Source organism: Streptomyces mobaraensis NBRC 13819 = DSM 40847 (assembly GCF_017916255.1).
Taxonomy (GTDB): Bacteria; Actinomycetota; Actinomycetes; order Streptomycetales; family Streptomycetaceae; genus Streptomyces; species Streptomyces mobaraensis.
Map to the genome: position 1 here is coordinate 4257161 of NZ_CP072827.1, position 22745 is coordinate 4279905.

A 22745-nucleotide genomic window follows, 5' to 3' on the forward strand; every position below is an offset into this window, starting at 1 on the left:
TCGGCGCATGAGCACCCAGAAGCGGACAACACCCTCCGCCGGCCCGCCGGAGCCCGAGCCCATCCGGTTCTTCGGAACGACCTGGGTCGAGCACGGCGGCGGCTACGCCTGGCGCCGCGCCGCCGTCGCCGTCGGCGGACTGGCGGCGGCCGTGGCGGGCGCCCTGCTCCTGCGCCTCGGCTACCAGGGCCTCGCCATCGCCAAGGTGGGCGGCCTGGTGAACGTGATCGTGGTGGTCGGGGTGGCCGTCTGTACGGCACTCGCCTTCCGGCGCACATGGGAGGGGTTCGTGCGGGGTGGGGAGAGGCGAGGGGGAAGTGGGGCTGGGGGCCGGGCGGGGAGTGGGGAGTCGACCCAGTCTCTGATGGTGATCGGCTTCATCGGCGTCTTCCTGGCCTGGTCCCTCCGGGCACTCCAAGAGGCCCCTGGGGAGAACCTGCACCGGCGGGAGTACGAGGAGCGGGTGCGGCGCGCGGGCGGGAAGCGGTCCGTGAGGGGCGGGAAGTAGTAGGGACAGCGGCGGGGGCGTGGGGGCGCATGGGAGTGCGTGGGAGCGGGTGGGGGGTGGCTGGGGGGTGGCACGAGCACTCCTGAACCTCGTGTAGAGTTCTTCGAGTTGCCACGGCGTCCGCGAGGAAGCCGGGGCGGCGCTTCACGCCACTCGGCGGGATCCACTACTGCACGGCCCCTGAACGGGATGGATTTCGGCATGCCGGAATTCGTTTCGATTCAGGCCCGGGGCTCCGATTAGGAGCCGCGGGGGAAATCCGGTAAAGTAGTGATCACGCCGCAAGGCGAGAAACAAACCCCGCCAACAGGGGATCGGATTTCGAATCCGGGCCGGAAACGGAACGGAAAAGGATCTGGTAAGGTTGGAAACACCGAAGGGAAGCGCCCGGAGGAAAGCCTGAGAGAGTCTCTCGGGTGAGTACAAAGGAAGCGTCCGTTCCTTGAGAACTCAACAGCGTGCCAAAAGTCAACGCCAGACTATAAAACAACCCCGTCCACGGATCCTTGTGGTCCTGGATGAGGTTCCTTTGAAAAACACAGCGAGGACGCTGTGAACGACCGGGCCTATTCCGCCTGGTCGTTCCGCTCTCGTGTGTGTGCACCGGATTACCGGTAAACATTCACGGAGAGTTTGATCCTGGCTCAGGACGAACGCTGGCGGCGTGCTTAACACATGCAAGTCGAACGATGAACCTCCTTCGGGAGGGGATTAGTGGCGAACGGGTGAGTAACACGTGGGCAATCTGCCCTGCACTCTGGGACAAGCCCTGGAAACGGGGTCTAATACCGGATATGACTGCTGAGCGCATGCTCGGTGGTGGAAAGCTCCGGCGGTGCAGGATGAGCCCGCGGCCTATCAGCTTGTTGGTGGGGTGATGGCCTACCAAGGCGACGACGGGTAGCCGGCCTGAGAGGGCGACCGGCCACACTGGGACTGAGACACGGCCCAGACTCCTACGGGAGGCAGCAGTGGGGAATATTGCACAATGGGCGAAAGCCTGATGCAGCGACGCCGCGTGAGGGATGACGGCCTTCGGGTTGTAAACCTCTTTCAGCAGGGAAGAAGCGAAAGTGACGGTACCTGCAGAAGAAGCGCCGGCTAACTACGTGCCAGCAGCCGCGGTAATACGTAGGGCGCAAGCGTTGTCCGGAATTATTGGGCGTAAAGAGCTCGTAGGCGGCTTGTCGCGTCGGATGTGAAAGCCCGGGGCTTAACCCCGGGTCTGCATTCGATACGGGCAGGCTAGAGTTCGGTAGGGGAGATCGGAATTCCTGGTGTAGCGGTGAAATGCGCAGATATCAGGAGGAACACCGGTGGCGAAGGCGGATCTCTGGGCCGATACTGACGCTGAGGAGCGAAAGCGTGGGGAGCGAACAGGATTAGATACCCTGGTAGTCCACGCCGTAAACGTTGGGAACTAGGTGTGGGCGACATTCCACGTCGTCCGTGCCGCAGCTAACGCATTAAGTTCCCCGCCTGGGGAGTACGGCCGCAAGGCTAAAACTCAAAGGAATTGACGGGGGCCCGCACAAGCAGCGGAGCATGTGGCTTAATTCGACGCAACGCGAAGAACCTTACCAAGGCTTGACATACACCGGAAACATCCAGAGATGGGTGCCCCCTTGTGGTCGGTGTACAGGTGGTGCATGGCTGTCGTCAGCTCGTGTCGTGAGATGTTGGGTTAAGTCCCGCAACGAGCGCAACCCTTGTTCTGTGTTGCCAGCATGCCTTTCGGGGTGATGGGGACTCACAGGAGACTGCCGGGGTCAACTCGGAGGAAGGTGGGGACGACGTCAAGTCATCATGCCCCTTATGTCTTGGGCTGCACACGTGCTACAATGGCCGGTACAATGAGCTGCGATACCGCGAGGTGGAGCGAATCTCAAAAAGCCGGTCTCAGTTCGGATTGGGGTCTGCAACTCGACCCCATGAAGTTGGAGTTGCTAGTAATCGCAGATCAGCATTGCTGCGGTGAATACGTTCCCGGGCCTTGTACACACCGCCCGTCACGTCACGAAAGTCGGTAACACCCGAAGCCGGTGGCCCAACCCTTGTGGAGGGAGCCGTCGAAGGTGGGACTGGCGATTGGGACGAAGTCGTAACAAGGTAGCCGTACCGGAAGGTGCGGCTGGATCACCTCCTTTCTAAGGAGCACATAGCCGACTACGAGCGAATGTCTCGTACGGTTGCTCATGGGTGGAACGTTGACTATTCGGCACAGTTTCAAAGGACTTGTTAGTACTGCTTCGGCGTGGAACACAGGGTCTTGCGAGGCTGGGTCGGGCACGCTGTTGGGTGTCTGAGGGTGCGAGCGTGAGCTTGTTGCCTTCTGCCGGCCCCGGTAAAGGTCCGCCTGTTGGTGGGTTGTGACGGGTGGCTGGTCGTTGTTTGAGAACTGCACAGTGGACGCGAGCATCTGTGGCCAAGTTTTTAAGGGCGCACGGTGGATGCCTTGGCACCAGGAACCGATGAAGGACGTGGGAGGCCGCGATAGGCCCCGGGGAGCTGTCAACCGAGCTGTGATCCGGGGGTGTCCGAATGGGGAAACCCGGCAGTCGTCATGGGCTGTCACCCGCTGCTGAACACATAGGCAGTGTGGAGGGAACGCGGGGAAGTGAAACATCTCAGTACCCGCAGGAAGAGAAAACAACCGTGATTCCGGGAGTAGTGGCGAGCGAAACCGGATGAGGCCAAACCGTTTGCGTGTGATACCCGGCAGGGGTTGCGCATGCGGGGTTGTGGGATCTCTCTTCTGTCGTCTGCCGGCGACGGGACGAGTCAGAAACCGTAGTGATAGGCGAAGGACATGCGAAAGGTCCGGCGTAGAGGGTAAGACCCCCGTAGCTGAAATCATTGCGGCTCGTTTGAGAGACACCCAAGTAGCACGGGGCCCGAGAAATCCCGTGTGAATCTGGCGGGACCACCCGCTAAGCCTAAATATTCCCTGGTGACCGATAGCGGATAGTACCGTGAGGGAATGGTGAAAAGTACCGCGGGAGCGGAGTGAAATAGTACCTGAAACCGTGTGCCTACAAGCCGTGGGAGCGTCGCACAGGGAGCTTGCTTCTTGTGTCGTGACTGCGTGCCTTTTGAAGAATGAGCCTGCGAGTTTGCGGTGTGTTGCGAGGTTAACCCGTGTGGGGAAGCCGTAGCGAAAGCGAGTCCGAATAGGGCGATTGAGTAGCGCGCCCAAGACCCGAAGCGGAGTGATCTAGCCATGGGCAGGTTGAAGCGGAGGTAAGACTTCGTGGAGGACCGAACCCACCAGGGTTGAAAACCTGGGGGATGACCTGTGGTTAGGGGTGAAAGGCCAATCAAACTCCGTGATAGCTGGTTCTCCCCGAAATGCATTTAGGTGCAGCGTCGTGTGTTTCTTGCCGGAGGTAGAGCACTGGATAGGCGATGGGCCCTACCGGGTTACTGACCTTAGCCAAACTCCGAATGCCGGTAAGTGAGAGCGCGGCAGTGAGACTGTGGGGGATAAGCTCCATGGTCGAGAGGGAAACAGCCCAGAGCATCGACTAAGGCCCCTAAGCGTACGCTAAGTGGGAAAGGATGTGGAGTCGCAGAGACAACCAGGAGGTTGGCTTAGAAGCAGCCACCCTTGAAAGAGTGCGTAATAGCTCACTGGTCAAGTGATTCCGCGCCGACAATGTAGCGGGGCTCAAGCGTACCGCCGAAGTCGTGTCATTGCAGTACGTACCTCTAACGGGGACTGTGATGGGTAGGGGAGCGTCGTGTGCCGGGTGAAGCAGCCGCGGAAGCGAGTTGTGGACGGTTCACGAGTGAGAATGCAGGCATGAGTAGCGATACACACGTGGGAAACGTGTGCGCCGATTGACTAAGGGTTCCTGGGTCAAGCTGATCTGCCCAGGGTAAGTCGGGACCTAAGGCGAGGCCGACAGGCGTAGTCGATGGACAACCGGTTGATATTCCGGTACCCGCTTTGAAACGCCCAATATCGAATCAGGCGATGCTAAGTCCGTGAAGCCGTTCCGGACCCTTCGGGGAATGGAAAGTGGTGGAGCCGACGATCCAGACTTGTAGTAGGTAAGCGATGGGGTGACGCAGGAAGGTAGTCCAGCCCGGGCGGTGGTTGTCCCGGGGTAAGGGTGTAGGCCGTGTGGTAGGCAAATCCGTCACACGTTAAGGCTGAGACCTGATGCCGAGCCGATTGTGGTGAAGTGGATGATCCTATGCTGTCGAGAAAAGCCTCTAGCGAGTTTCACGGCGGCCCGTACCCTAAACCGACTCAGGTGGTCAGGTAGAGAATACCGAGGCGTTCGGGTGAACTATGGTTAAGGAACTCGGCAAAATGCCCCCGTAACTTCGGGAGAAGGGGGGCCATGTCCGGTGATGGGATTTACTCCTTGAGCTGGGTGTGGCCGCAGAGACCAGCGAGAAGCGACTGTTTACTAAAAACACAGGTCCGTGCGAAGCCGTAAGGCGATGTATACGGACTGACGCCTGCCCGGTGCTGGAACGTTAAGGGGACCGGTTAGCTTGGATTCGTCCAGGCGAAGCTGAGAACTTAAGCGCCAGTAAACGGCGGTGGTAACTATAACCATCCTAAGGTAGCGAAATTCCTTGTCGGGTAAGTTCCGACCTGCACGAATGGCGTAACGACTTCTCGACTGTCTCAACCATAGGCCCGGTGAAATTGCACTACGAGTAAAGATGCTCGTTTCGCGCAGCAGGACGGAAAGACCCCGGGACCTTTACTATAGCTTGATATTGGTGTTCGGTTCGGCTTGTGTAGGATAGGTGGGAGACTGTGAAGCATGCACGCCAGTGTGTGTGGAGTCGTCGTTGAAATACCACTCTGGTCGTGCTGGATGTCTAACCTGGGTCCGTGATCCGGATCAGGGACAGTGTCTGGTGGGTAGTTTAACTGGGGCGGTTGCCTCCTAAAGGGTAACGGAGGCGCCCAAAGGTTCCCTCAGCCTGGTTGGCAATCAGGTGTTGAGTGTAAGTGCACAAGGGAGCTTGACTGTGAGACCGACGGGTCGAGCAGGGACGAAAGTCGGGACTAGTGATCCGGCGGTGGCTTGTGGAAGCGCCGTCGCTCAACGGATAAAAGGTACCCCGGGGATAACAGGCTGATCTTCCCCAAGAGTCCATATCGACGGGATGGTTTGGCACCTCGATGTCGGCTCGTCGCATCCTGGGGCTGGAGTCGGTCCCAAGGGTTGGGCTGTTCGCCCATTAAAGCGGTACGCGAGCTGGGTTTAGAACGTCGTGAGACAGTTCGGTCCCTATCCGCTGTGCGCGTAGGAGTCTTGAGAAGGGCTGTCCCTAGTACGAGAGGACCGGGACGGACGAACCTCTGGTGTGCCAGTTGTTCTGCCAAGGGCATGGCTGGTTGGCTACGTTCGGGAGGGATAACCGCTGAAAGCATCTAAGCGGGAAGCCTGCTTCGAGATGAGGACTCCCACCCACTTGATGGGGTAAGGCTCCCAGTAGACGACTGGGTTGATAGGCCAGGTGTGGAAGACCGGTAACGGTTGGAGCTGACTGGTACTAATAGGCCGAGGGCTTGTCCTCAGTTGCTCGCGTCCACTGTGTTGGTTCTGAAACCACGAACAACCAATATGCCGGTTGTTGATATGTTTCATAGTGTTTCGGTGGTCATAGCGTTAGGGAAACGCCCGGTTACATTCCGAACCCGGAAGCTAAGCCTTTCAGCGCCGATGGTACTGCATGGGGGACCGTGTGGGAGAGTAGGACGCCGCCGAACTAAATGTGAAGAAGAGCCTCGGGCTCGGATTGTGAAAGCAATCCGGCCCGGGGCTCTTCTGCGTTTCCGGCGCCATTTCCGGCGCCCTATTCCGTTCGTCACGCCATCCGCGCCCATTCCTCTCGCCGTATCGCCCCCAGCAACGGCTCGCCCCGCGCCAGCCGCCCCACCTCGTCCACCGCGAACGCGCCCAGCCGCCGGACTTCGTCCCCCTGACAGCCGGCGATATGCGGCGTGAGGAAGACGTTCGGGAGGGTGAGCAACGCATGGCCGGCGGGCAGGGGTTCGGGGTCCGTGACATCGAGGAAGGCGTCCAGGCGGCCCGACGCGCATTCCCGTACCAGCGCGTCCGTATCGACGAGCGTGCCCCGCGCCGTATTCACCACAGTGGCGCCGTCCGGCATCAGGGCGAGGCGCTCGGCGTTCAGCAGACGCCGCGTTTCGGGGAGTTCAGGGGCGTGCAGCGTGACGATCGAGCTGGTCGCACACAGGGTGTGGATATCGGTGAGCTCGGCGCCCAGCCGCTTGGCGTCCACGGCGGAGACGTATGGGTCGTACAACAGGATCCGGTATCCCGCCTCCGAACCGTGCAGCCGGGACAGCACGCGCCGGCCGATCCGTGACGCCCCCACGACCCCCACCGTCCGGCCGTCCGCCCCCTCCCGCGCCCCGAACGCCGGCCACCACCCCGCGCGGTAGCCCGCCGCGGTGCCGAGGGCCCGCTTCGCCGCCAAAGCGATCTGGGCGTACGCGAACTCGGCGACAGGGCCGGCGTTGACGTCGGCGGCCGAGGAGACGGTGAGTCCCCGCTCCCACACCGCGGAGGTGACGATCGTCCGCACCGAGCCCCCCGTGTGCACCAGTGCCCGCAGGCGGGGCGCCGCCGCAAGCGTCTCCTCGTCCAGGACCAGGGTCGTGCCCCAGCCGGTGACGACGACGTCCGCGTCCGCCAGGGACTCGACGGGCGTCGCCCAGGCCGCGAGCCGCTCCAGCAGCTGCGGAGGCAGTATGGCGGCGCCGTGCCGCTTGCCCATCGCCACCCATACGCGTAGTTCCGTCGCCACCGTCACCTAGCGCGCTCTGCCCGCCCCTCCTGTGGGGGAAACGTCTGCCGTGGTTCCAGAGGGTGAGAACCCGCCATCGTCTTCGTATCGGCTCAGCCGGTCAGGGTGCGGCGGGGCCAGCGGGTGCGGGCCTGTTCCTCGGAGCGCATCAGGGCCAGGGTGGGCAGGCCGAGTTCGGCGCCGTCCTCCAGGAGGTCCGGGAGGAGGGGCAGCGGGGCGACGGCCGCCACGTCGTCCAGGACCAGGGTGAGTGGTGGGTCGAGCCGACCGGAAGGTGACCGTTCGGCCACGCCCCGGCCGCGCTCGACCACGTGCGCGGTGAGTGCGGTCAGCAAGGGCATCGCACCCGGGCGGGTGCGGGGATCCTCAATCGCCTCACCCACCACGTAGAGCGTTCCCATCTCCGCGGCGAATGATTCCAGCGCGAGCACATCCGACCGATTTGGATTGCACGCGTCGCGAATGTGGACCGAAGACAGCGCATTGAGGGCGCGGGCTGTCAACTCCTGTGCCATGTCTCTTCGTTCCGGGTGTCCGGTCAGCGCGGACTCCAGTTCGCCCGCCGAACCGGCCGCCGCCTTGGGGCTGGTGCGGAGGATCCGTACGGGTTCGTGGGCCGAGGTGCCCTGGGCCCAGCGGTGCACCTGCCGGAACGGGCGGCCGTCCACGGCCGCCGCGTGCAGCCAGCAGCCCAGCAGTGTCTCCGCCGTCTCGGCAGTCAGTGAGTCCAGGGCGCTCAACGGGCGGACGGGCGCGAGGAGCGCGTTCGCGCGGGCGGCGGCCGTGGCGCGGGACTCGCAGCCGGCGGACGGGTTCCAGCGGAGCCGGTCGGGAGTGTCGAGGAGGTGTCCCGGGTCGAAGACGTGGACCGGGCCGAGCTTCGCCCGGGAGTCCTTGGTGTCCGCCCACAGTTCGGGATCGCTGGTGGTGACCAGCACCGGTCCGGCGGCCTCCAGGATGGCCCGGGCCGCCGTGGACCGCCGGTCCGTGCCGTAGACGAGGCGTGGGGGTGTGGCGGGCGGGCGCGGGGAGGGGACGTGGGGAGGGTGGTTGTTCGTGAGGGCGTCGCTGCTGGTGGGCGGCGCGGGGAGGGGTGTTGGCGCGGATTCCGGGGAGGCCGGAGCTGCCGGTGCGGTCTCCGTGGGCGTGGGCGGCTGCGGTGCCGTCGGTGCCGCGGGCGCCGGGGCCTGTTGGGATGTCGTTGCCGTGGGTGTCCGCCGGGGTCCCGCCGGCCGGGGCTCCGCCGTGGGCGGCGCCTCTGCGGTCACCGGCGTGGCCGCCGCCTCCGCGTGCCCCGGGGCGCCGCCCCCTGCTCGTACCGCCGCGTCCTGCTGGGCACGCCGGTCCCGTCGGACGCGGCGCCAGCGGGTCAGTGTGCCGAGCGCGAACACCAGCAGCACCACGGCCACCAGCGCTTCGCTGATCACGATGCCCCAGAACAGCCCGTACCCCGACAGCTCGTCCGGCGGGGTGTCCGGCCAGGCGGCGGACAGGTCGCGCGGGTCGGACATCAGGTGCCGTAGCGCCAGGGGCGTGCGGGTGAGGGTGACGGCCTCGGGCCAGCGGCCGTGCGTGAAGAAGCCCGCCAGGCCGGTCGCCGACCACAGCAGCACCGTTATCCCCAGCAGGAAGGCGAAGGCGCCGACCAGCAGGCCGTCCGGCACCCCGCCGGTGCCCCGCTCCCCCGGGGGCCGCGAACCCTGCGCCACGGTCAGGCCACCGTCGACCGGGGCGTCGTGCCAAACACCTCGTCCGGGTCCGGATACCGTTCGCGCGCCGTCGCCGCGCGGTCCGCCGCCGCCCGTTCGGGGGCCGGGCCGCGGTCGATGACGCCGTCCTCGGTCATGGCGCGGTCGGTGTAGACGAGCGGGCGTTCGGCGTCCGTGATCAGGTGTTTGACGACCTGGACATTGCCGTTGACGTCCCAGACGGCGATGCCGGGGGTGAGGGTGGGGATGATCTCGACGGCCCAGCGGGGGAGGCCGAGGACCCGGCCGGTGGCGCGGGCCTCGTCCGCCTTCTGGGCGTAGATCGTCCGGGTGGAGGCCATCTTGAGGATGGCCGCCGCCTCCTTGGCGGCCGCGCCGTCGACGACGTCGGAGAGGTGGTGCACCACGGCGACGAACGACAGGCCGAGTCGGCGGCCGAACTTCAGGAGCCGCTGGAAGAGTTGGGCGACGAAAGGGGAGTTGATGATGTGCCAGGCTTCCTCGACGAGGAAGATGCGCTTCTTGCGGTCCGGGCGGATCCAGGTGTGTTCGAGCCAGACGCCCACGATCGCCATGAGGATGGGCATGGCGATGGAGTTGCGGTCGATGTGGGAGAGGTCGAAGACGATCAGCGGGGCGTCGAGATCGATGCCGGCGGTCGTCGGCCCGTCGAACATGCCGCGGAGGTCGCCGTCGACCAGGCGGTCGAGGACGAGCGCGACATCCAGGCCCCAGGCCCGTACGTCGTCTATGTCGACGTTCATGGACTCCGCCGACTCGGCCTCCGGATGGCGGAGTTGTTCGACGATGTCCGTCAGCACCGGTTGCCGGTCGGTCACCGATTCGTTGACATAGGCGTGGGCGACCTTGAGCGCGAAGCCGGAGCGTTCGTCGAGGCCGCGGCCCATGGCGACCTCGATGATCGTGCGCAGCAGGGCGAGCTGGCCGGTGGTGGTGATGGACGGGTCGAGCGGGTTGAGCCGGATGCCGCCGTCGAGGGCGGCCATGGGGTCGAGCCGGATCGGGGTTATGCCGAGCTGCTGTGCGATGAGGTTCCACTCGCCGACGCCGTCCTCGCCCTGGGCGTCGAGGACGACGACCTGCCGGTCGCGGAACCGGAGCTGCCGCAGGACGTACGTCTTCTCCAGCGCCGACTTGCCGTTGCCGGACTCGCCGAGCACCAGCCAGTGCGGCGCGGGCAGTTGCTGGCCGTACAGCTGGAACGGGTCGTAGATGTAGCCCTTGCCGGAGTACACCTCGCGCCCGATGATCACGCCGGAGTCGCCCAGGCCGGGCGCCGCGGTGGGGAGGTAGACGGCCTGCGCCTGCCCGGTGGAGGTGCGGACGGGCAGGCGGGTCGTCTCCACCTTCCCGAAGAGGAAGCTGGTGAAGGCGTTGGTGATGGCGGAGAGCGGATCGAGCACGGCGGTCGCCCCTAGGTCTAGCGTCGTCTGCGGCGTCTGGCGTTCATGGGCCGGTCGTGCCGGTGGTGCCGGTGGTTCTGGAGGTCCCGGTGGTCCTGGTGGTGGCGGTCTCGCCGGTTTCGCCGGTTCTTCCGGGCGTATCGGTCATCGTCGGATGCCGGTCGCGAACGGCAGCGTGTTGACGAAGGCCCGGTGGTGTTCGCGGTCGCACCACTCCAGCTTGAGGTAGCTCTTGCCGGCCGACGCTCTTATGGTCCGCTTGTCGCGGGCCAGTTCCTCGGGAGAGCGGGACGAGACGGTGATGTACCCGACGAGGTTGACGCCGGCGGCGCCGCTGGCCAGGTCCTCGCCGCGCTGGTCGACGCGGGAGTGGTGGGCGACGTCCCGCGGGTCGACGACGCGGTTCATCTTGGCGGCGCGGGAGGCGTCCGCGTCGTCGTTCGTCTTCTCCGTGAGCATCCGCTCGATGGCCACGTCGGTGGGCTCCAGATCCATGCAGACGGCGACGGTGCGGATCACATCCGGGGTGTGGACGAGCAGCGGGGCGAGGAAGTTGACGCCCACCGGGGTCATCGGCCACTCCTTGATCCACGCGGTGGCGTGGCACCACGGCTCGCGCGTCGACGACTCGCGGGTCTTCGCCTGGAGGTACGTCGGCTGCATGGCGTCGAGCTCGGCCGGCCAGGCGTTGCGCTGGGTCATGGCCTGGATGTGGTCGATGGGGTGGTCGGGGTCGTACATGGAGTGCACCAGCGACGACAGCCGGCTCTGGCCGAGCGGCTGGCGGACGCGGATGTCGGCCTCGGCGAGCCGGGCGCAGATGTCCGTCAGCTCGCGGGCCATGACGACGGCGAGGCCGCCGTCCCGGTCCAGCTTCCGCTTGCCGCCGCCGTGCCGGGAGGCGCGGGCGATGGCCTGGGCCTCGGCGGAGAGGTCGCGGGTGTAGTGCATGCAGGCGACGAGGTAGGCGCGGTGCTGCTCGGAGGAGGTCGAGACCATCGACTGCAGCTGGTCGTAGGACTCCTTGAGCCACTCCGGCGACTTGTCGTCACCGCGCCGCTCGACGTCCTTGGCGTGCGCGTCGGGGTCGGCGGGCAGGGTGCGGGCCAGCATCTGGAGGCGGGTGACGTAGCCGTCCCCGTTGGCGACGTGCTTGAGCAGCGTGCCGAACCGTTCGACCAGGGCCTCCTGGTCCTCCGAGTCGCGCAGACCGACGCCGGGGCCCTCGATCTCGATCGCGGCGGTGACGGTACGGCGGTCGGCGTGCAGCAGGACGGCGATCTCGTCCGGGCCGAAGGGGGCGGACAGCCAGTTGATCCGGCCGATGCCGGGCGGCGGGCCGACCTCGACCTCCCGCCCGTCGAGCCGGGTGCCGGCCTCGACGGCGGCGGAGCGGTAGGTGACGCCGCGGCGCAGGGTGCGCTTGTAGCTGCGGTTGATTTCAAACCATTTGTAGAAGGTGCGCTGCTTGTAGGGCACGTAGACGGCGGCGAGCGCGAGCGCGGGGAAGCCGGTGAGCGTGAGGATCCGCAGCGGCAGGATGGGGACCAGCAGGCCGCACATCATGCCGAGGAAGGCCCCCGCGATGATCAGTCCGATCTCACCGGTCTCCCGGTTCTTGCCGACGACCGCGTTGGGCCGGGCCCGGCCGATCAGATACGTACGGCGGGCCGCGACCGGCGGGGACTGCGCCTCGATCGTCAACTCCGCTCACCTCCAGAGGTATTGCCGTTGTTCTGTGCCCGCGGTGCCGGGGCGGCGGGGGCCGCGGGGGCGCCGCCGGCCGGTGCTCCGCCGCCCGCGCTCGGTGGGCGGCGGGCGCTGTGCGCGGCGACGCCGCCGGAGACGGGGTTGGCCGGACGGGCGGCCTGGGTGCCGCCTCCGCCCCCGCCCCCGCCCCCGCCTCCGCCGCCGCGGGCGCTGTGGGTGGTGATGCCCTGCTTGACCAGGGTGGCGGGGGAGGAGATCACTGCCGCCGCCTGGCGGGACGCGGCGTCCCTGCTGGCGTTGCGGCTGCTGATGATCTCGTCGCCGAAGCCGGGGACGAAGCGGTAGATCATCGCGCTCGAGAAGATGGCGAGGATGATGATCGCGAGGCCGGAGACGACGGCGGAGAGTTCCTTCGGGCCCTGCCCGGAGGAGAGCGCTCCGGCGAGTGCCAGCACGATCACGATGATCGGCTTCACCAGGATCACCGCGATCATGATGCCCGCCCAGCGGCGGACGTGCCCCCACATGTTCTTGTCGACGAGTCCCGAGTAGACCGCCGTGCCGAGCAGCGCGCCCGCGTAGAGCAGCGCCGCCCTGATCACCAACTCCAGCCAGAGCACGCCGGCGGCGAGCACGGAGACGAGGGAGACGACGATCAGCATGATCGGTCCGCCGCCGATGCCGTTGCCTTGCTTGAGCGCTTGTGAGAACGCGTTGAAGAACTGGTCGTTCTTCGCGCCGGTGCCCGAGGCGATGGCCTCCGTCACGGCGTCCGTGGCCTGTACGACGGTGTAGAGGATCAGCGGGGTGAAGGCGGAGGCCAGCACCGTCAGCCACAGGAAGCCCACCGCTTCCGTCACGGCCTCGGTGAACGGCACGCCGCGCACGGCGCGCTTGGCGACGGCCAGGAGCCAGAGGACGAGCGTCAGGATCGTCGACGCGGCGAAGACGACGGCGTACTGGCGGAGGAAGGTGCTGTTCGTGAAGTCCACGTTGCTCGTGTTCTTCACGGCTTCCGAGAGCTTCTCGACCGTCCACTGCGCGGCTTCGGCACAGCCTTTGGCCAGGGCGGCGGCGGGGTCGAGGGCGGTGGCGGTGTCGGGGGGGCCTTTGGGGGCCTTGTCGGTGGGGGATTGGCAGTATTGGCGGGCGGGGCCGCGGATGAGATCACACGGATCGGATCCCGCGCTCGCTGAGGGAGAGCCGCTGGCACCCGGGCTGGGGGTCATGCTGCCGCCGGGACTCGGTGTTGCGCTGGTGCCCGGCTTGGGCGACGTGGTGCTGCCCGGCGTCGGTGTGGGAGTGGGGGCGGCGAATGCCCTCGCCGAAACCAGCACGGCGGTCGTCTGCACGCCGGCGAGAAGGGCGGTGAGCGACAGGGCGCGGCGGTGACGGCTAGCGCGCATAGGTGAGTCCCCCGAATCCCTTCACCGCATCCGACATCTCCTCTGCGGAGGAGGCGGTCTGGTCACGCCCGACAGGTGCTGGACCGTCCTTCTGGGTGAAGTCAGTGATCTTCCAGTCCTTGCCGGTCCAGCTGAATTCGAAGGTGTTGGTGTACCAACTCTCGGCAACGGGGGTCTTCGACCCCTCGCCGGCGATGCCGAACAGCGCCGAGTACCAGACGGCGACGCTCGCTCTGTCGCCTTCGTACTTGACGATCCGGGTGCCCACCGGGTTCGCGCGGGAGATGAAGGTCATCCCCTTCGGCGGGTTGGCATTGGAGTCGAGCCCGATGCGCTTGAGGAACGCTTCGTCCGCGTAGAGCTTGTCGAGCGGGCCGCGTCGCTTCTCCGCCACATCGGGCGTGTATACGGCGTCGAGGATCCGGAGGCGCGAATCGCTCTTGTACATGTCGGTGGAATTCAGGGCCACGGCGAAGTTCGCCGCGGCGGACTGCACGCCCTGTTCGTCGTGCGCGAACCCCGACGGAATCCCCCCGTTCTTCTCCTCCACCGGCTTCACCCCCGACGGTGCCGTCGCGCTGCTGCCGCCCTTCGCCGAGTTCTCGTCGTCGCCATGCGACGACTTGTCGCCGCCCCGGTTGGCGAAGGCGATGGCGGCGACGAGGAGGACGACCACCGCGACGATGGTGATGAGGTTCCGGCTGGGGCGTACCGGGCGGCGTTGGGGGGCGTAGGGGTCGACCTCGCCCTCGGGCAGCCGGGTGCGGGTCAGATGGTGGTCGTCGGCGTCGTACCCGCCGTAACCCCCGCCGTCGCCGCCGGAGCCCTGACCGCTTCGGTAGCCGTCGTCACCGAGACTCATCGCGTGCCTGCTCCCTCATGCGTCGTCGCGGGCCTGCCGCCATGAGACGACGGTAGCGGTGCGGACGGTTTCCGGGGGGAGGGCGTGAGGGAGTGAGGGGGCATCAGGAAGCAGCCTTGGGTGGGGGGACCCGCGGGTGAGCGGGTTCGCGCGGGGTGGAGACGCCGTACGGGCGCGCCGGGGCGGGGGCGCGCCGGGTGTCCGCCGGCCGGGGCGGCCGGGTCCGGCGGACACCGGATCACACGGCCATGCCGTAGACGATCGTGAACAGCGTGCCGAGCGAGCCGATGATGAACACACCGGTCAGCCCCGCGACGATGAGGCCCTTGCCCTGTTCCGCGCTGAAGGTGTCGCGGAGCGCCGTCGCGCCGATGCGCTGCTTCGCCGCGCCCCAGATCGCGATGGCGAGGCAGAGCAGGATCGATACGGCCATGATGACCTCGATCATCACCCGGGCCTCGCGGCCCAGGCTGCCGAAAGGCCCCCAGTTTGGGGCGATTCCGCCGATAATGGTGTTGATGTCGCCTTTTCCGGCTGCCAAGAACATTCGTAACTCACCGCCCCTAGAGGGTAGTTGCGCCGCCCCTGCCGCACGGCAAAGGTCGGTACCTATCTTCGCTGACGATGCCGCACTTGTATGTCGACTTGGCGGCATTTTTTGACGGAACCCGCATATGCCTGCGGCATCTCCGGTCGGCGTGGCCGCCCGGCTCGGCGGCCGTTGTCAGTGGGTAGCTCTATGGTGACTCTGTGTATCACGCATGCCCACGGCGGGCAATGGGCGTGAGGGCGGGGGGTGTACGGATGTTCGGGGATCCGCTGGTGTGGTCGGTAGGCTGTGGGGGCCGCTCTCGCACGCGCCGCAGGGGGCGGTCGCGGGGCTGGTTCATCGCGTTCATCGCACTCATCGCATGGTTCGTGGGGTGCGTCGAGTTCAAGGGTGGTAGGGGTGCTGGTTGCCGAACGCTACCGGCTGGGGGAGCTGCTCGGCCGGGGCGGTATGGGCGAAGTCTGGCGCGGCCAGGACGAAGTGCTGGGCCGTCAGGTCGCGGTCAAGCTGCTCCTTGGCGACGACGGAGACGACTCCGCTGCCCAGCGTTTCCGGCTGGAGGCCCAGACGGCGGCCCGGCTGAATCACCCTCAAGTGGTGTCGGTCTACGACTTCGGCTCCTGGGACGGCCGCTTCTACCTGGTGATGGAGTTGGTGAACGGCCCCAGCCTGGCCCAGCAGCTGGCCGCCCGCGGTCCGCTCTCGCCGGCCGGGGTGGCCGACGTCGCCGCGCAGGCCGCGGCGGGGCTGGCGGCCGCCCACCAGCAGGGCGTCGTCCACCGCGACGTGAAGCCGGGCAACCTCATGCTCGACCGCAGCGGCACCGTGAAGATCGGCGACTTCGGCATCGCCCGCTTCGTCGACGAGACGTCGGCCGGGCTGACCCGGGCCGGCCAGATCGTCGGCACGAGCACCTACCTCGCGCCCGAGCGTGCGCTGGGGCGCGTGGCGGGTCCGGCGTCGGACGTCTACGCGCTGGGGTGCGTTCTCTACCACTTGTTGGTCGGGCAGCCGCCGTTCTGGGCCGAGAGCCCCACCGCGCTCCTCTACCTCCATGTCGACACCCCGCCCACGCCGCCGAGGGAGCACCGGGCCGACGTGTCCCAGGCCCTGGACGGTTACCTCCTGCGCATGCTCGCCAAGGAGCCGGAGGAGCGGCCTTCGGCGCGGGAGGTGGCCGACTGGTTCGCGAGCGGCGCCTGGCGGAGCGACCGGCAGCCGCCGGTCCAGGAGCAGCCGCCGCTGCCCGCGGGGGTGCCTGTGGGGATGCCCGTGGGCGCCACGTCCTCGCCACCGCCGGCGCCTGCAGCCCCGCCGTACGTGCCCCCGGCGGGTCCGCCCGCCGGGCCTCCGCCGGGCATGCCCGGCTCCGGCCACGACCCGATGCTCCACCAGGAGAGCGTGACGACGTACGCCCTCCCCGGCTCCCCGGCGACGCGCTCGACTACCGCCTTGTCCGGGCACCGCCGGGCCGACGCCGGCCGGTCCCGGACGGGGCACGGGACGCGCGGCGGCAAGGGTCTGCGCAGTCCGAAAGCCGTGGCCGGTGCGGTGGCGGGCGTGGTGGCCTTCGTCGTGGCGGCGGTCATCGGGGCGTCCCTGTTCGCCTCCGACGGCGGCGACGACAACGGGGTCCGCCCGGGCGGCGGGCAGACCGGGGAGATGAGCGAGGGACTGCCGCAGGACGGCGGTGCCGCGGACAAGACCCGGCATGTGACGCCGGCCGCGACACCGGCACGGGAGCCGCGGAGCGAGGGGAGCGAGGCGAAGAAAGGGAAGAAGGGGGGCCACCACGGCTCGGCCCGGCACGACCGGCACGATCTTCGCGGCAGTGGCGCGGATGGCGCGGATGGTGAGGACGACGCGGATGACGGGGACGACGGCGACTGACGCCCCGGGGGACGGGGGCGACGGCGCCTGACGACGGGGATGGCCGGTGGCGACGGCGACCCGCGACGGGGGTGACGCGGGCAGCGAGGGCTGACGTTCGGGGCGGCGGGCCTGACACCGGGCGCTGCCCGGGCGCTGCCCGGGCGCTGCTCCGACGCCGGCCGGGTGCTCAGACGTCCTCGACGAAGTGGTCGAACTCGCCGGCCCGCACGCCCAGGACGAACGCCTCCCACTTGCGTTCCGTGGTGATGACCACCTTCTCCGGCGTGAGGTTCTCGCGGAGGTAGACCTGTCCCTCGCCATCGAACGCGACCTCGAGGTACGTGGTGTCCGTCGGGTCGTCGGTGGCCGGGATCCAGTTCAGGCCGTCCGGTACGCGCTGCGGCACGATGTCCCCACTCCCTCGTTCCTGGTGCGACGCTGACGTCCGCTCACCATAGAGGAGTTGGGGGAGGGGGAGGGTCAACGGAGGCCGGCCGGTTCGCGGTCTGCGGCGGGAGCGGGGCAGCTCTGTGCCCGGCCCCTGAGCCGGCGGAGCATCCGGGCGTCCTGGAAGCCGACGGCGCGGGCCGCCGATTCCACCGTCGAGCCCTGGGCGATGAGGTGTTCGGCGTGCTCGACGCGGAGTTCCTGTTGGTACCGGAGGGGCGTTAGCCCGGTGGCGTGGGTGAAGTGACGGGTGAGCGAGCGCTCGCTGAGCCCGACGGACGACGCCAGCTCGGAGAGGCGGAGGGCGGAGGTGTAGCGGGCGTCGATGAGGTCCTGCGCGTGGTGGACCGCGTCGCTGAGGTGCGCGCGGTGCCGCAGCATCGCGCTGTGCTGCTGGTCGTCGCCGTTCCGCCGGGCGAAGACGACCATCTCCCGGGCGACCCGAGCCGCGACGGCCGCGCCGTGCCGGAGGGCGACGAGGTGGAGGGCGAGATCGATGCCGCTGGCGATTCCCGCTGAGGTGATCACCCGTCCGTCGGTCACGTACAGCACGTCCCGCACCACGTGCGCCTTCGGGTAGCGCCGCGCGAGTTCGTCCTGGACGTCGTGGTGCGTGGTGCAGCGCCGGCCGTCCAGGAGGCCGGCGCGGCCCAGGGCGTCCGCCCCCGCGCAGATGCTGGCCACCGTGCCGCCCGCGTCGTGGTGTTCGACGAGGCGGTCGAGCAGCGCCCGGGGGACGTCCACCCGTTCCCGGAGGCCCTTGGTGCGCCAGCCGGGGACCACCACCAGGTCGTCGGGCGTCAGCTCCGGCCACTCGGTGCCGGCGCGCAAGGTGATGCCCTGGGCCGTCGGGACGTCTTCCCGCTCGCTCACGTACGTGATCCCGTAGGAGTGCCCGAGATCGTCGGCCGTGGAGAAGACCTGAGCGGGTCCCGCGAGGTCCAGCAGGTGGAGCCGCGGCACGAGCAGGAAGACGACGCGGGTCACGATCCGGTCAGCTCCTCGGTCAGCTCGTCGACGGTGGCGATCCGCGCGAACCGGCCCGCCAGGACGTACTCGGTGCGCGCCACGATCGCGTCGGTCTGCAGCGTACGCGGGTCCGCGAGGATCTCCTCCAGCGTGCGGCCCTCCGGGGCGTCCGGGTGCTCGATCGGGTGCGTGGCCGTCGCGTCCGTCACGAACGTCACGTCGTACCCCAGGTCCGACGCCACCCGGGCCGTCGTCTCGCAGCACTGCTCCGTGCGGATGCCGGTGATCAGGACCTCCCGCACGCCCTGCTGGGTGAGGTACTGCTGGAGGTTGGTGGTGGTGAAGGCGTTATGCGACGTCTTGACCAGCACGGGCTCGCCCTCCGCCGGCTCCAGCCCCTCGATCGGCCGGTTGAAGCCGCGCTCGGGGTCGAAGACGGTGCCGGAGCCCGGCTCGGAGTGCAGGATCCAGACGACCCCCTCGCCCTTGGCCCGCTGGGCCGCCAGCAGGCGGTTGATCTTCTCGACGATGTCGGGGTTGTGGGTGGCGGCCCAGTTGGCCCGCTGCCGGAAGGATTCCTGGACGTCGATCACGATGAGTGCGCTGTTCATGGCTTCATCCTGCGGCGCGACCGCCTGCCGGCTGAAGGCTTGATCGGGTCCGGACCCGGAACGATCCGGTCACCGTCCGCTGGGGCTGTCCAGGTGCCCGCTCCGGGCCCGGGCGAGGAGGGAGCGGAGGGCGGCGGGGGTGAGGATGAGGACGGTTCCGGGCTCGTCGCTTTCACGGAGGCGGAGGGTGCTTGCTCCGCTGGCCGCTATCTCTACGCAATCGTGATTGCCTTGGCCGCTGCTGAAGCTTGACTTTGTCCATGGCGAACCTGACACGTGCCTCTCCTCACAGGGCATACAGCAGGTGCTGGATAAGACCGAACGAGTCGCGCTCGGCATAGGACTTGCGTTCGAGGGTGAGGGTAACGGGTGGCAGCGCCGTTGACGCCAATCGATCGAACGCCTGGGTGTACTGAGCCAGATGTGATTCCTGTGTGAGGAAGGAAGACGTCACCGGGTGCTCGACACAGACTGTGCTCAATTCGGGCACTCCGGCCTGGAGAATGATGAACGGCGTGCCGGGGAAGGCTGGTGACAACGCGGCGTGAAATGGCAGCAGTTGGACCGTCACGTTGGGTAGTTGAGCCATTTCGGCAAGGTGGATGAGCTGGTCGCGCATCACCTCCGCCGGCGCGAACCTCATGTGCAGGGCCGTCTCGTGGATCACAGCGTGGAACCGCAGCAAACCTGACCGAACGGCATCCTGCCGTCGCAACCGGAATTCGACGTACTTTTGGAGGAGCGTCGGATCGGTGTCCTGCTCTACGCCTTCAATGAGTCCCTGGGCGTAGTCGGGTGTCTGTAGCAAGCCAGGCACGTACAGCCATTGGAAGGAGCGGCACGACACAGAGGTGGACTCCATCTCGGCCAGATCGCGTGCGTGCACGCTGTGGCTCTGCTTGAACTCCGACCACCAGCCGCGGCCCGTGGCGCGGTTCATCTCCACGAGGGCTTCGCGGTAGGGATCGCTAGTGCAACCGTAAAGCGTCAGCAAGGTGCACAGCTTGTCCTCGGGAATGGCTGTTCTACCGGTCTCGATGTGGCTCATGTGGGCGCGACCCAGCCCGGCGTGGCTGCCGGCCTCGGTGGCGGACAGGCCGCTGGCTTCACGCAGCTTGCGCAGTTCCTCGCCCAGGCGGCGCTGGCGTTGGCTCGGGTTGGCGCGTAGGCCCATGGGTTCGTTCCCCTTCGCGATCACGCGAAGTCTGCCGCGCCCGGCGGGCGTTGGTCCACTCGTTGGGGCGAATGTGCGTGATCTGGTTGAGCAAGCTAAACCCCGTCCTCTAGCTTCGTCGCGACCGCCCTTCCCGCCGCCGTAAGCCGGAAGCGCACCGTCGAGCGGAGCCATGTGCGTCGACGGCAATGCCACCGCATGAGACGGACGGGCACCGGTGAACCCAAGGAGTCACGCATGTGTCCCATCACCACCCTGGCCCCGGCCGCCGACCCGCACCCGCCCCTCCGGCCCCGTACCGACTTCTCCCTCGCGTTCCCGCCCGCCCCGGCGTGGGTGGGCGTCGCGCGGGAGGCGGTCCGGACGGCGATCGGGGACGTGCACACGCCGGAACTGACGGAAATGGCCATGCTGCTGACGTCCGAGTTGGTCACCAACGCGATCGACGCCTGCCGCCGCACGGGATGTCCGGCGCCGGTCGGGCTGCATGTGGAGTGGGCGACGGGTGGGGTGCGGGTGCTGGTGCGGGACGACGCACCGGGTTTGCCGGTGCCGGTGCCGCCCCGGCGGTGGGAGCCGGACGAGCGGCCGGAGCGCGGCAACGGCATGCTGATCGTCGGGGCGTGCGCCACGGACTGGGGGGTCTGCCGGCATGGGCCGGGGACCGGGAAGACGGTCTGGTTCCAGCTCGGTTCCTGACTCGGTTCCCGAGGGGCCCGCGCGGCGTGTGTGATCTTCGTCCACGGTGTTCTCCCGACCCCTCCCGGGGCGCCCCGCCTGTGGCAGAGTCTGGCGCGTGGATCCCCTGCGCCCTCACGACCCCCCGACCATCGGCCCGCACACGCTCCTCGCCAGGCTCGGCAGCGGTGGCATGGGACAGGTGTACCTGGGCAGGTCGCCCGGCGGCCGGCAGTTGGCGATCAAGGTGATCCGGGAGGACTTCGCCCAGTCCGGGGACGCGGCGGCGCGCTTCCGGCGCGAGGTGGAGACGGTACGGGCGGTGCGCAGCGCGTACACGGCGAACCTGGTGGACGCCTCGTTGGAGTCGGCGCCGTACTGGCTGGCCACCGAGTACGTCCCGGGCCCGACGCTGACGCGGGTGACGGGCGAGCGGGGGCCGCTGCCGGCGGAGACGTGCTTCCGGCTGTTCGCGGCGCTCGCGGAGGCGCTGGCGCAGGTGCACGAGCACGGGATCACCCACCGGGACCTGAAGCCGCACAACATCATCCTGTCGCCGGTCGGGCCGAAGCTGATCGATTTCGGGATCGCTCGGGGTGCGGAGCAGACGGCTCTCACGCGGACCGGTGTCGCGGCGGGTACCCCTGGTTACACCGCGCCTGAGGTCATCACCCGGAACGAAGTGACGTTCGCCGCCGATGTGTTCGCGCTCGGCGCGACGATCGCCTGCGCGGCGACGGGGCGGCCGCCGTACGGCGAGGGTTCGCTGGAGTCCGTCGTGTACCGGGTCGTGCACGGGGAGGTCGACGTCGACGGGGTCGAGCCCCGGCTGGCCGAGCTCGTCCGGGCCTGTACGGCGGCGGATCCGGGGGCGCGGCCGGCGCTCTCCGAGGTGATCGGGCGGTGCGGTGTGACGTCGTCGCTCGTCGACGATCCGGTGTACCGGGGGTTCGCCGAGCTCGGGGAGCGGGCGCCGGAGGACGTGTCGGCGGCGGTGGCGGCGGGCCTGATACCTCAGCGGCCCGTGGGGGCCGCGGGGGCGGCGGGGGGCGCGTACACGCCCACCTACGCCCCGACGTACGTACCGCCGCAGCCCCCCGAGCCGTCCCGGCGCCGCTCCCGGCGGGGGTTGTGGATCGGCGCGGGGGCGGGTTCGGTGGCGCTCGGGGTGGTCATCGGGCTGGTGGTCGCCCTGCCGGACGACGGCGACCGCAAGCCGGAGGCCGGCGCGGGTCCGTCCGGGCAGCCGGCCGCCGTGTCCTCCGGGCTGCCCGCCGGTACCCCCGGACCGGCCGGGAAGCCGAGTGGCGCGCCGCGGAGCTCCTCGTCCGCGAGCGCCCCGCCCACGGGTGCCGCGCCGCCCGCGGGGCCCAAGGAGGAGCCGAAATACATCGAGGCCACGAATCCGAACCGGGACTTCTGGAGCCCGGCCGGCGGATCAGGCATGGGCAGTTGCAACATGCCGTCCGAGGAGCGGAGCGAGTACTTCCAGGCGGGGATCCCGGCCATCGCCAACCCGGCCGAAGGGCCGGTGGTGACCGCCGACGGCGGGGGGATCTCGTTCCGCCTCAAGTACGCGGATCCGAAGCTGGAAAGGCCGTATTACGTGTCGGTGGCGGTGAAGCCGCCGCATGAGATCGATCCATCGACCGGTAAGGCGTCCCGGTTCACCAACCTCGGTATGGGATACACCAGTACCCCCGTCGACCTGTTCGCCGGTGGCGACCCGACGAAGGGCGTCGAGCTGAAGTACCCGGACGACTTCCGGGGCATGCGGGACGGCAAGCCCTCCGCTCCGGCCGTGCCGTTCCACGCCGACCCGGGCGACTGGACGGTGATCTTCTACCACGTCAAGGGGCCGAAGGAGTACGCCAGCGTGATGTGCCGGGGATTCACGGTGCGGTAGCGCACGACTGCCCTCCGCTGCCTTCCACTGCCCTCCGCGCGCACCGGCTCACGCCGGTCCCGTACGGACGGGACGAACGCGCTCCTCCGTTCTGTACCTTCGGCCAAAGCCTCGC

16 protein-coding genes and 3 rRNA genes are annotated in these 22745 nt (G+C 68.0%); 7 read left to right on the top strand and 12 right to left on the bottom strand.

Features of this window, described 5'->3' with window-relative positions; all coding sequences use genetic code 11:
• Positions 1-7: 7 nt before the first annotated feature.
• From J7W19_RS18270 to rrf, 4 genes are all read left to right on the top strand, one after another.
• Complete coding sequence (locus J7W19_RS18270; protein ID WP_040891254.1) at positions 8-508, top strand: hypothetical protein; 501 nt, start codon at positions 8-10, stop codon at positions 506-508.
• 621 nt (positions 509-1129) lie between these two features.
• A 16S ribosomal RNA gene (locus J7W19_RS18275) occupies positions 1130-2655 on the top strand.
• Positions 2656-2931: 276 nt separating this feature from the next.
• Positions 2932-6055: ribosomal RNA gene (locus J7W19_RS18280) — 23S ribosomal RNA — on the top strand.
• Between the two features lie 76 nt (positions 6056-6131).
• Positions 6132-6248 (top strand): 5S ribosomal RNA (gene rrf, locus J7W19_RS18285).
• Together the 16S, 23S and 5S rRNA genes form the textbook arrangement of a ribosomal RNA operon.
• Positions 6249-6346: 98 nt before the next feature.
• On the opposite strand, the gene J7W19_RS18290 is transcribed toward rrf, so the two are convergent.
• From J7W19_RS18290 to J7W19_RS18320, 7 genes are all read right to left on the bottom strand, one after another.
• Positions 6347-7318 carry a hydroxyacid dehydrogenase gene (locus J7W19_RS18290; RefSeq protein WP_233478130.1) on the bottom strand — a complete coding sequence of 324 codons (972 nt, stop codon included), beginning with the start codon at positions 7316-7318 and terminating at the stop codon, positions 6347-6349.
• Positions 7319-7404: 86 nt separating this feature from the next.
• Positions 7405-9021: a type VI secretion protein gene (locus tag J7W19_RS18295; protein ID WP_201768270.1), complete on the bottom strand. Its 1617-nt coding sequence runs from the start codon at positions 9019-9021 to the stop codon at positions 7405-7407.
• A gap of 2 nt (positions 9022-9023) precedes the next feature.
• Positions 9024-10445, bottom strand: coding sequence for an ATP-binding protein (locus tag J7W19_RS18300; RefSeq protein ID WP_004955141.1), 1422 nt, complete (start codon positions 10443-10445; stop codon positions 9024-9026).
• A gap of 144 nt (positions 10446-10589) precedes the next feature.
• A complete protein-coding gene (locus tag J7W19_RS18305) occupies positions 10590-12143 on the bottom strand; it encodes an SCO6880 family protein (RefSeq protein ID WP_086025304.1) in 1554 nt (517 codons plus the stop codon).
• A gap of 2 nt (positions 12144-12145) precedes the next feature.
• A complete protein-coding gene (locus J7W19_RS18310) occupies positions 12146-13561 on the bottom strand; it encodes a hypothetical protein (protein ID WP_051072776.1) in 1416 nt (471 codons plus the stop codon).
• Positions 13551-14423: a hypothetical protein gene (locus J7W19_RS18315; RefSeq protein WP_004955152.1), complete on the bottom strand. Its 873-nt coding sequence runs from the start codon at positions 14421-14423 to the stop codon at positions 13551-13553. Before J7W19_RS18315 ends, J7W19_RS18310 begins: the two co-directional genes overlap by 11 nt.
• Positions 14424-14661: 238 nt before the next feature.
• Positions 14662-14970 carry a hypothetical protein gene (locus tag J7W19_RS18320; protein WP_004955155.1) on the bottom strand — a complete coding sequence of 103 codons (309 nt, stop codon included), beginning with the start codon at positions 14968-14970 and terminating at the stop codon, positions 14662-14664.
• A 402-nt stretch (positions 14971-15372) separates the two neighbouring features.
• On the opposite strand from J7W19_RS18320, the gene J7W19_RS18325 reads away from it, so the two are divergent.
• Positions 15373-16863, top strand: a complete 1491-nt coding sequence (locus J7W19_RS18325) for a serine/threonine-protein kinase (protein ID WP_210455345.1) — start codon at positions 15373-15375, stop codon at positions 16861-16863.
• 169 nt (positions 16864-17032) lie between these two features.
• Here the strand turns inward: J7W19_RS18325 and J7W19_RS18330 are convergent, their stop codons facing one another.
• The 5 genes from J7W19_RS18330 to J7W19_RS18350 form a co-directional block, all read right to left on the bottom strand.
• On the bottom strand, positions 17033-17251 hold the full coding sequence (locus J7W19_RS18330; RefSeq protein WP_004955360.1) for a DUF397 domain-containing protein: 219 nt from the start codon (positions 17249-17251) through the stop codon (positions 17033-17035).
• A 74-nt stretch (positions 17252-17325) separates the two neighbouring features.
• A complete protein-coding gene (locus J7W19_RS18335) occupies positions 17326-18279 on the bottom strand; it encodes a GlxA family transcriptional regulator (protein ID WP_004955358.1) in 954 nt (317 codons plus the stop codon).
• Positions 18276-18872, bottom strand: a complete 597-nt coding sequence (locus J7W19_RS18340) for a cysteine hydrolase family protein (protein ID WP_004955356.1) — start codon at positions 18870-18872, stop codon at positions 18276-18278. The genes J7W19_RS18335 and J7W19_RS18340 overlap by 4 nt, the downstream gene beginning before the upstream one ends.
• Before the next feature lie 69 nt (positions 18873-18941).
• On the bottom strand, positions 18942-19211 hold the full coding sequence (locus J7W19_RS18345; RefSeq protein ID WP_325176062.1) for a DUF397 domain-containing protein: 270 nt from the start codon (positions 19209-19211) through the stop codon (positions 18942-18944).
• Positions 19159-20070, bottom strand: coding sequence for a helix-turn-helix domain-containing protein (locus J7W19_RS18350; RefSeq protein WP_233478131.1), 912 nt, complete (start codon positions 20068-20070; stop codon positions 19159-19161). The genes J7W19_RS18345 and J7W19_RS18350 overlap by 53 nt, the downstream gene beginning before the upstream one ends.
• A gap of 213 nt (positions 20071-20283) precedes the next feature.
• Between J7W19_RS18350 and J7W19_RS18355 the strand changes: the two genes are divergently transcribed.
• Together J7W19_RS18355 and J7W19_RS18360 are read left to right on the top strand one after the other, a co-directional pair.
• Complete coding sequence (locus J7W19_RS18355) at positions 20284-20745, top strand: ATP-binding protein (RefSeq protein ID WP_004955351.1); 462 nt, start codon at positions 20284-20286, stop codon at positions 20743-20745.
• A gap of 97 nt (positions 20746-20842) precedes the next feature.
• Positions 20843-22630, top strand: a complete 1788-nt coding sequence (locus J7W19_RS18360; RefSeq protein WP_004955347.1) for a serine/threonine-protein kinase — start codon at positions 20843-20845, stop codon at positions 22628-22630.
• Positions 22631-22745 lie beyond the last annotated feature (115 nt).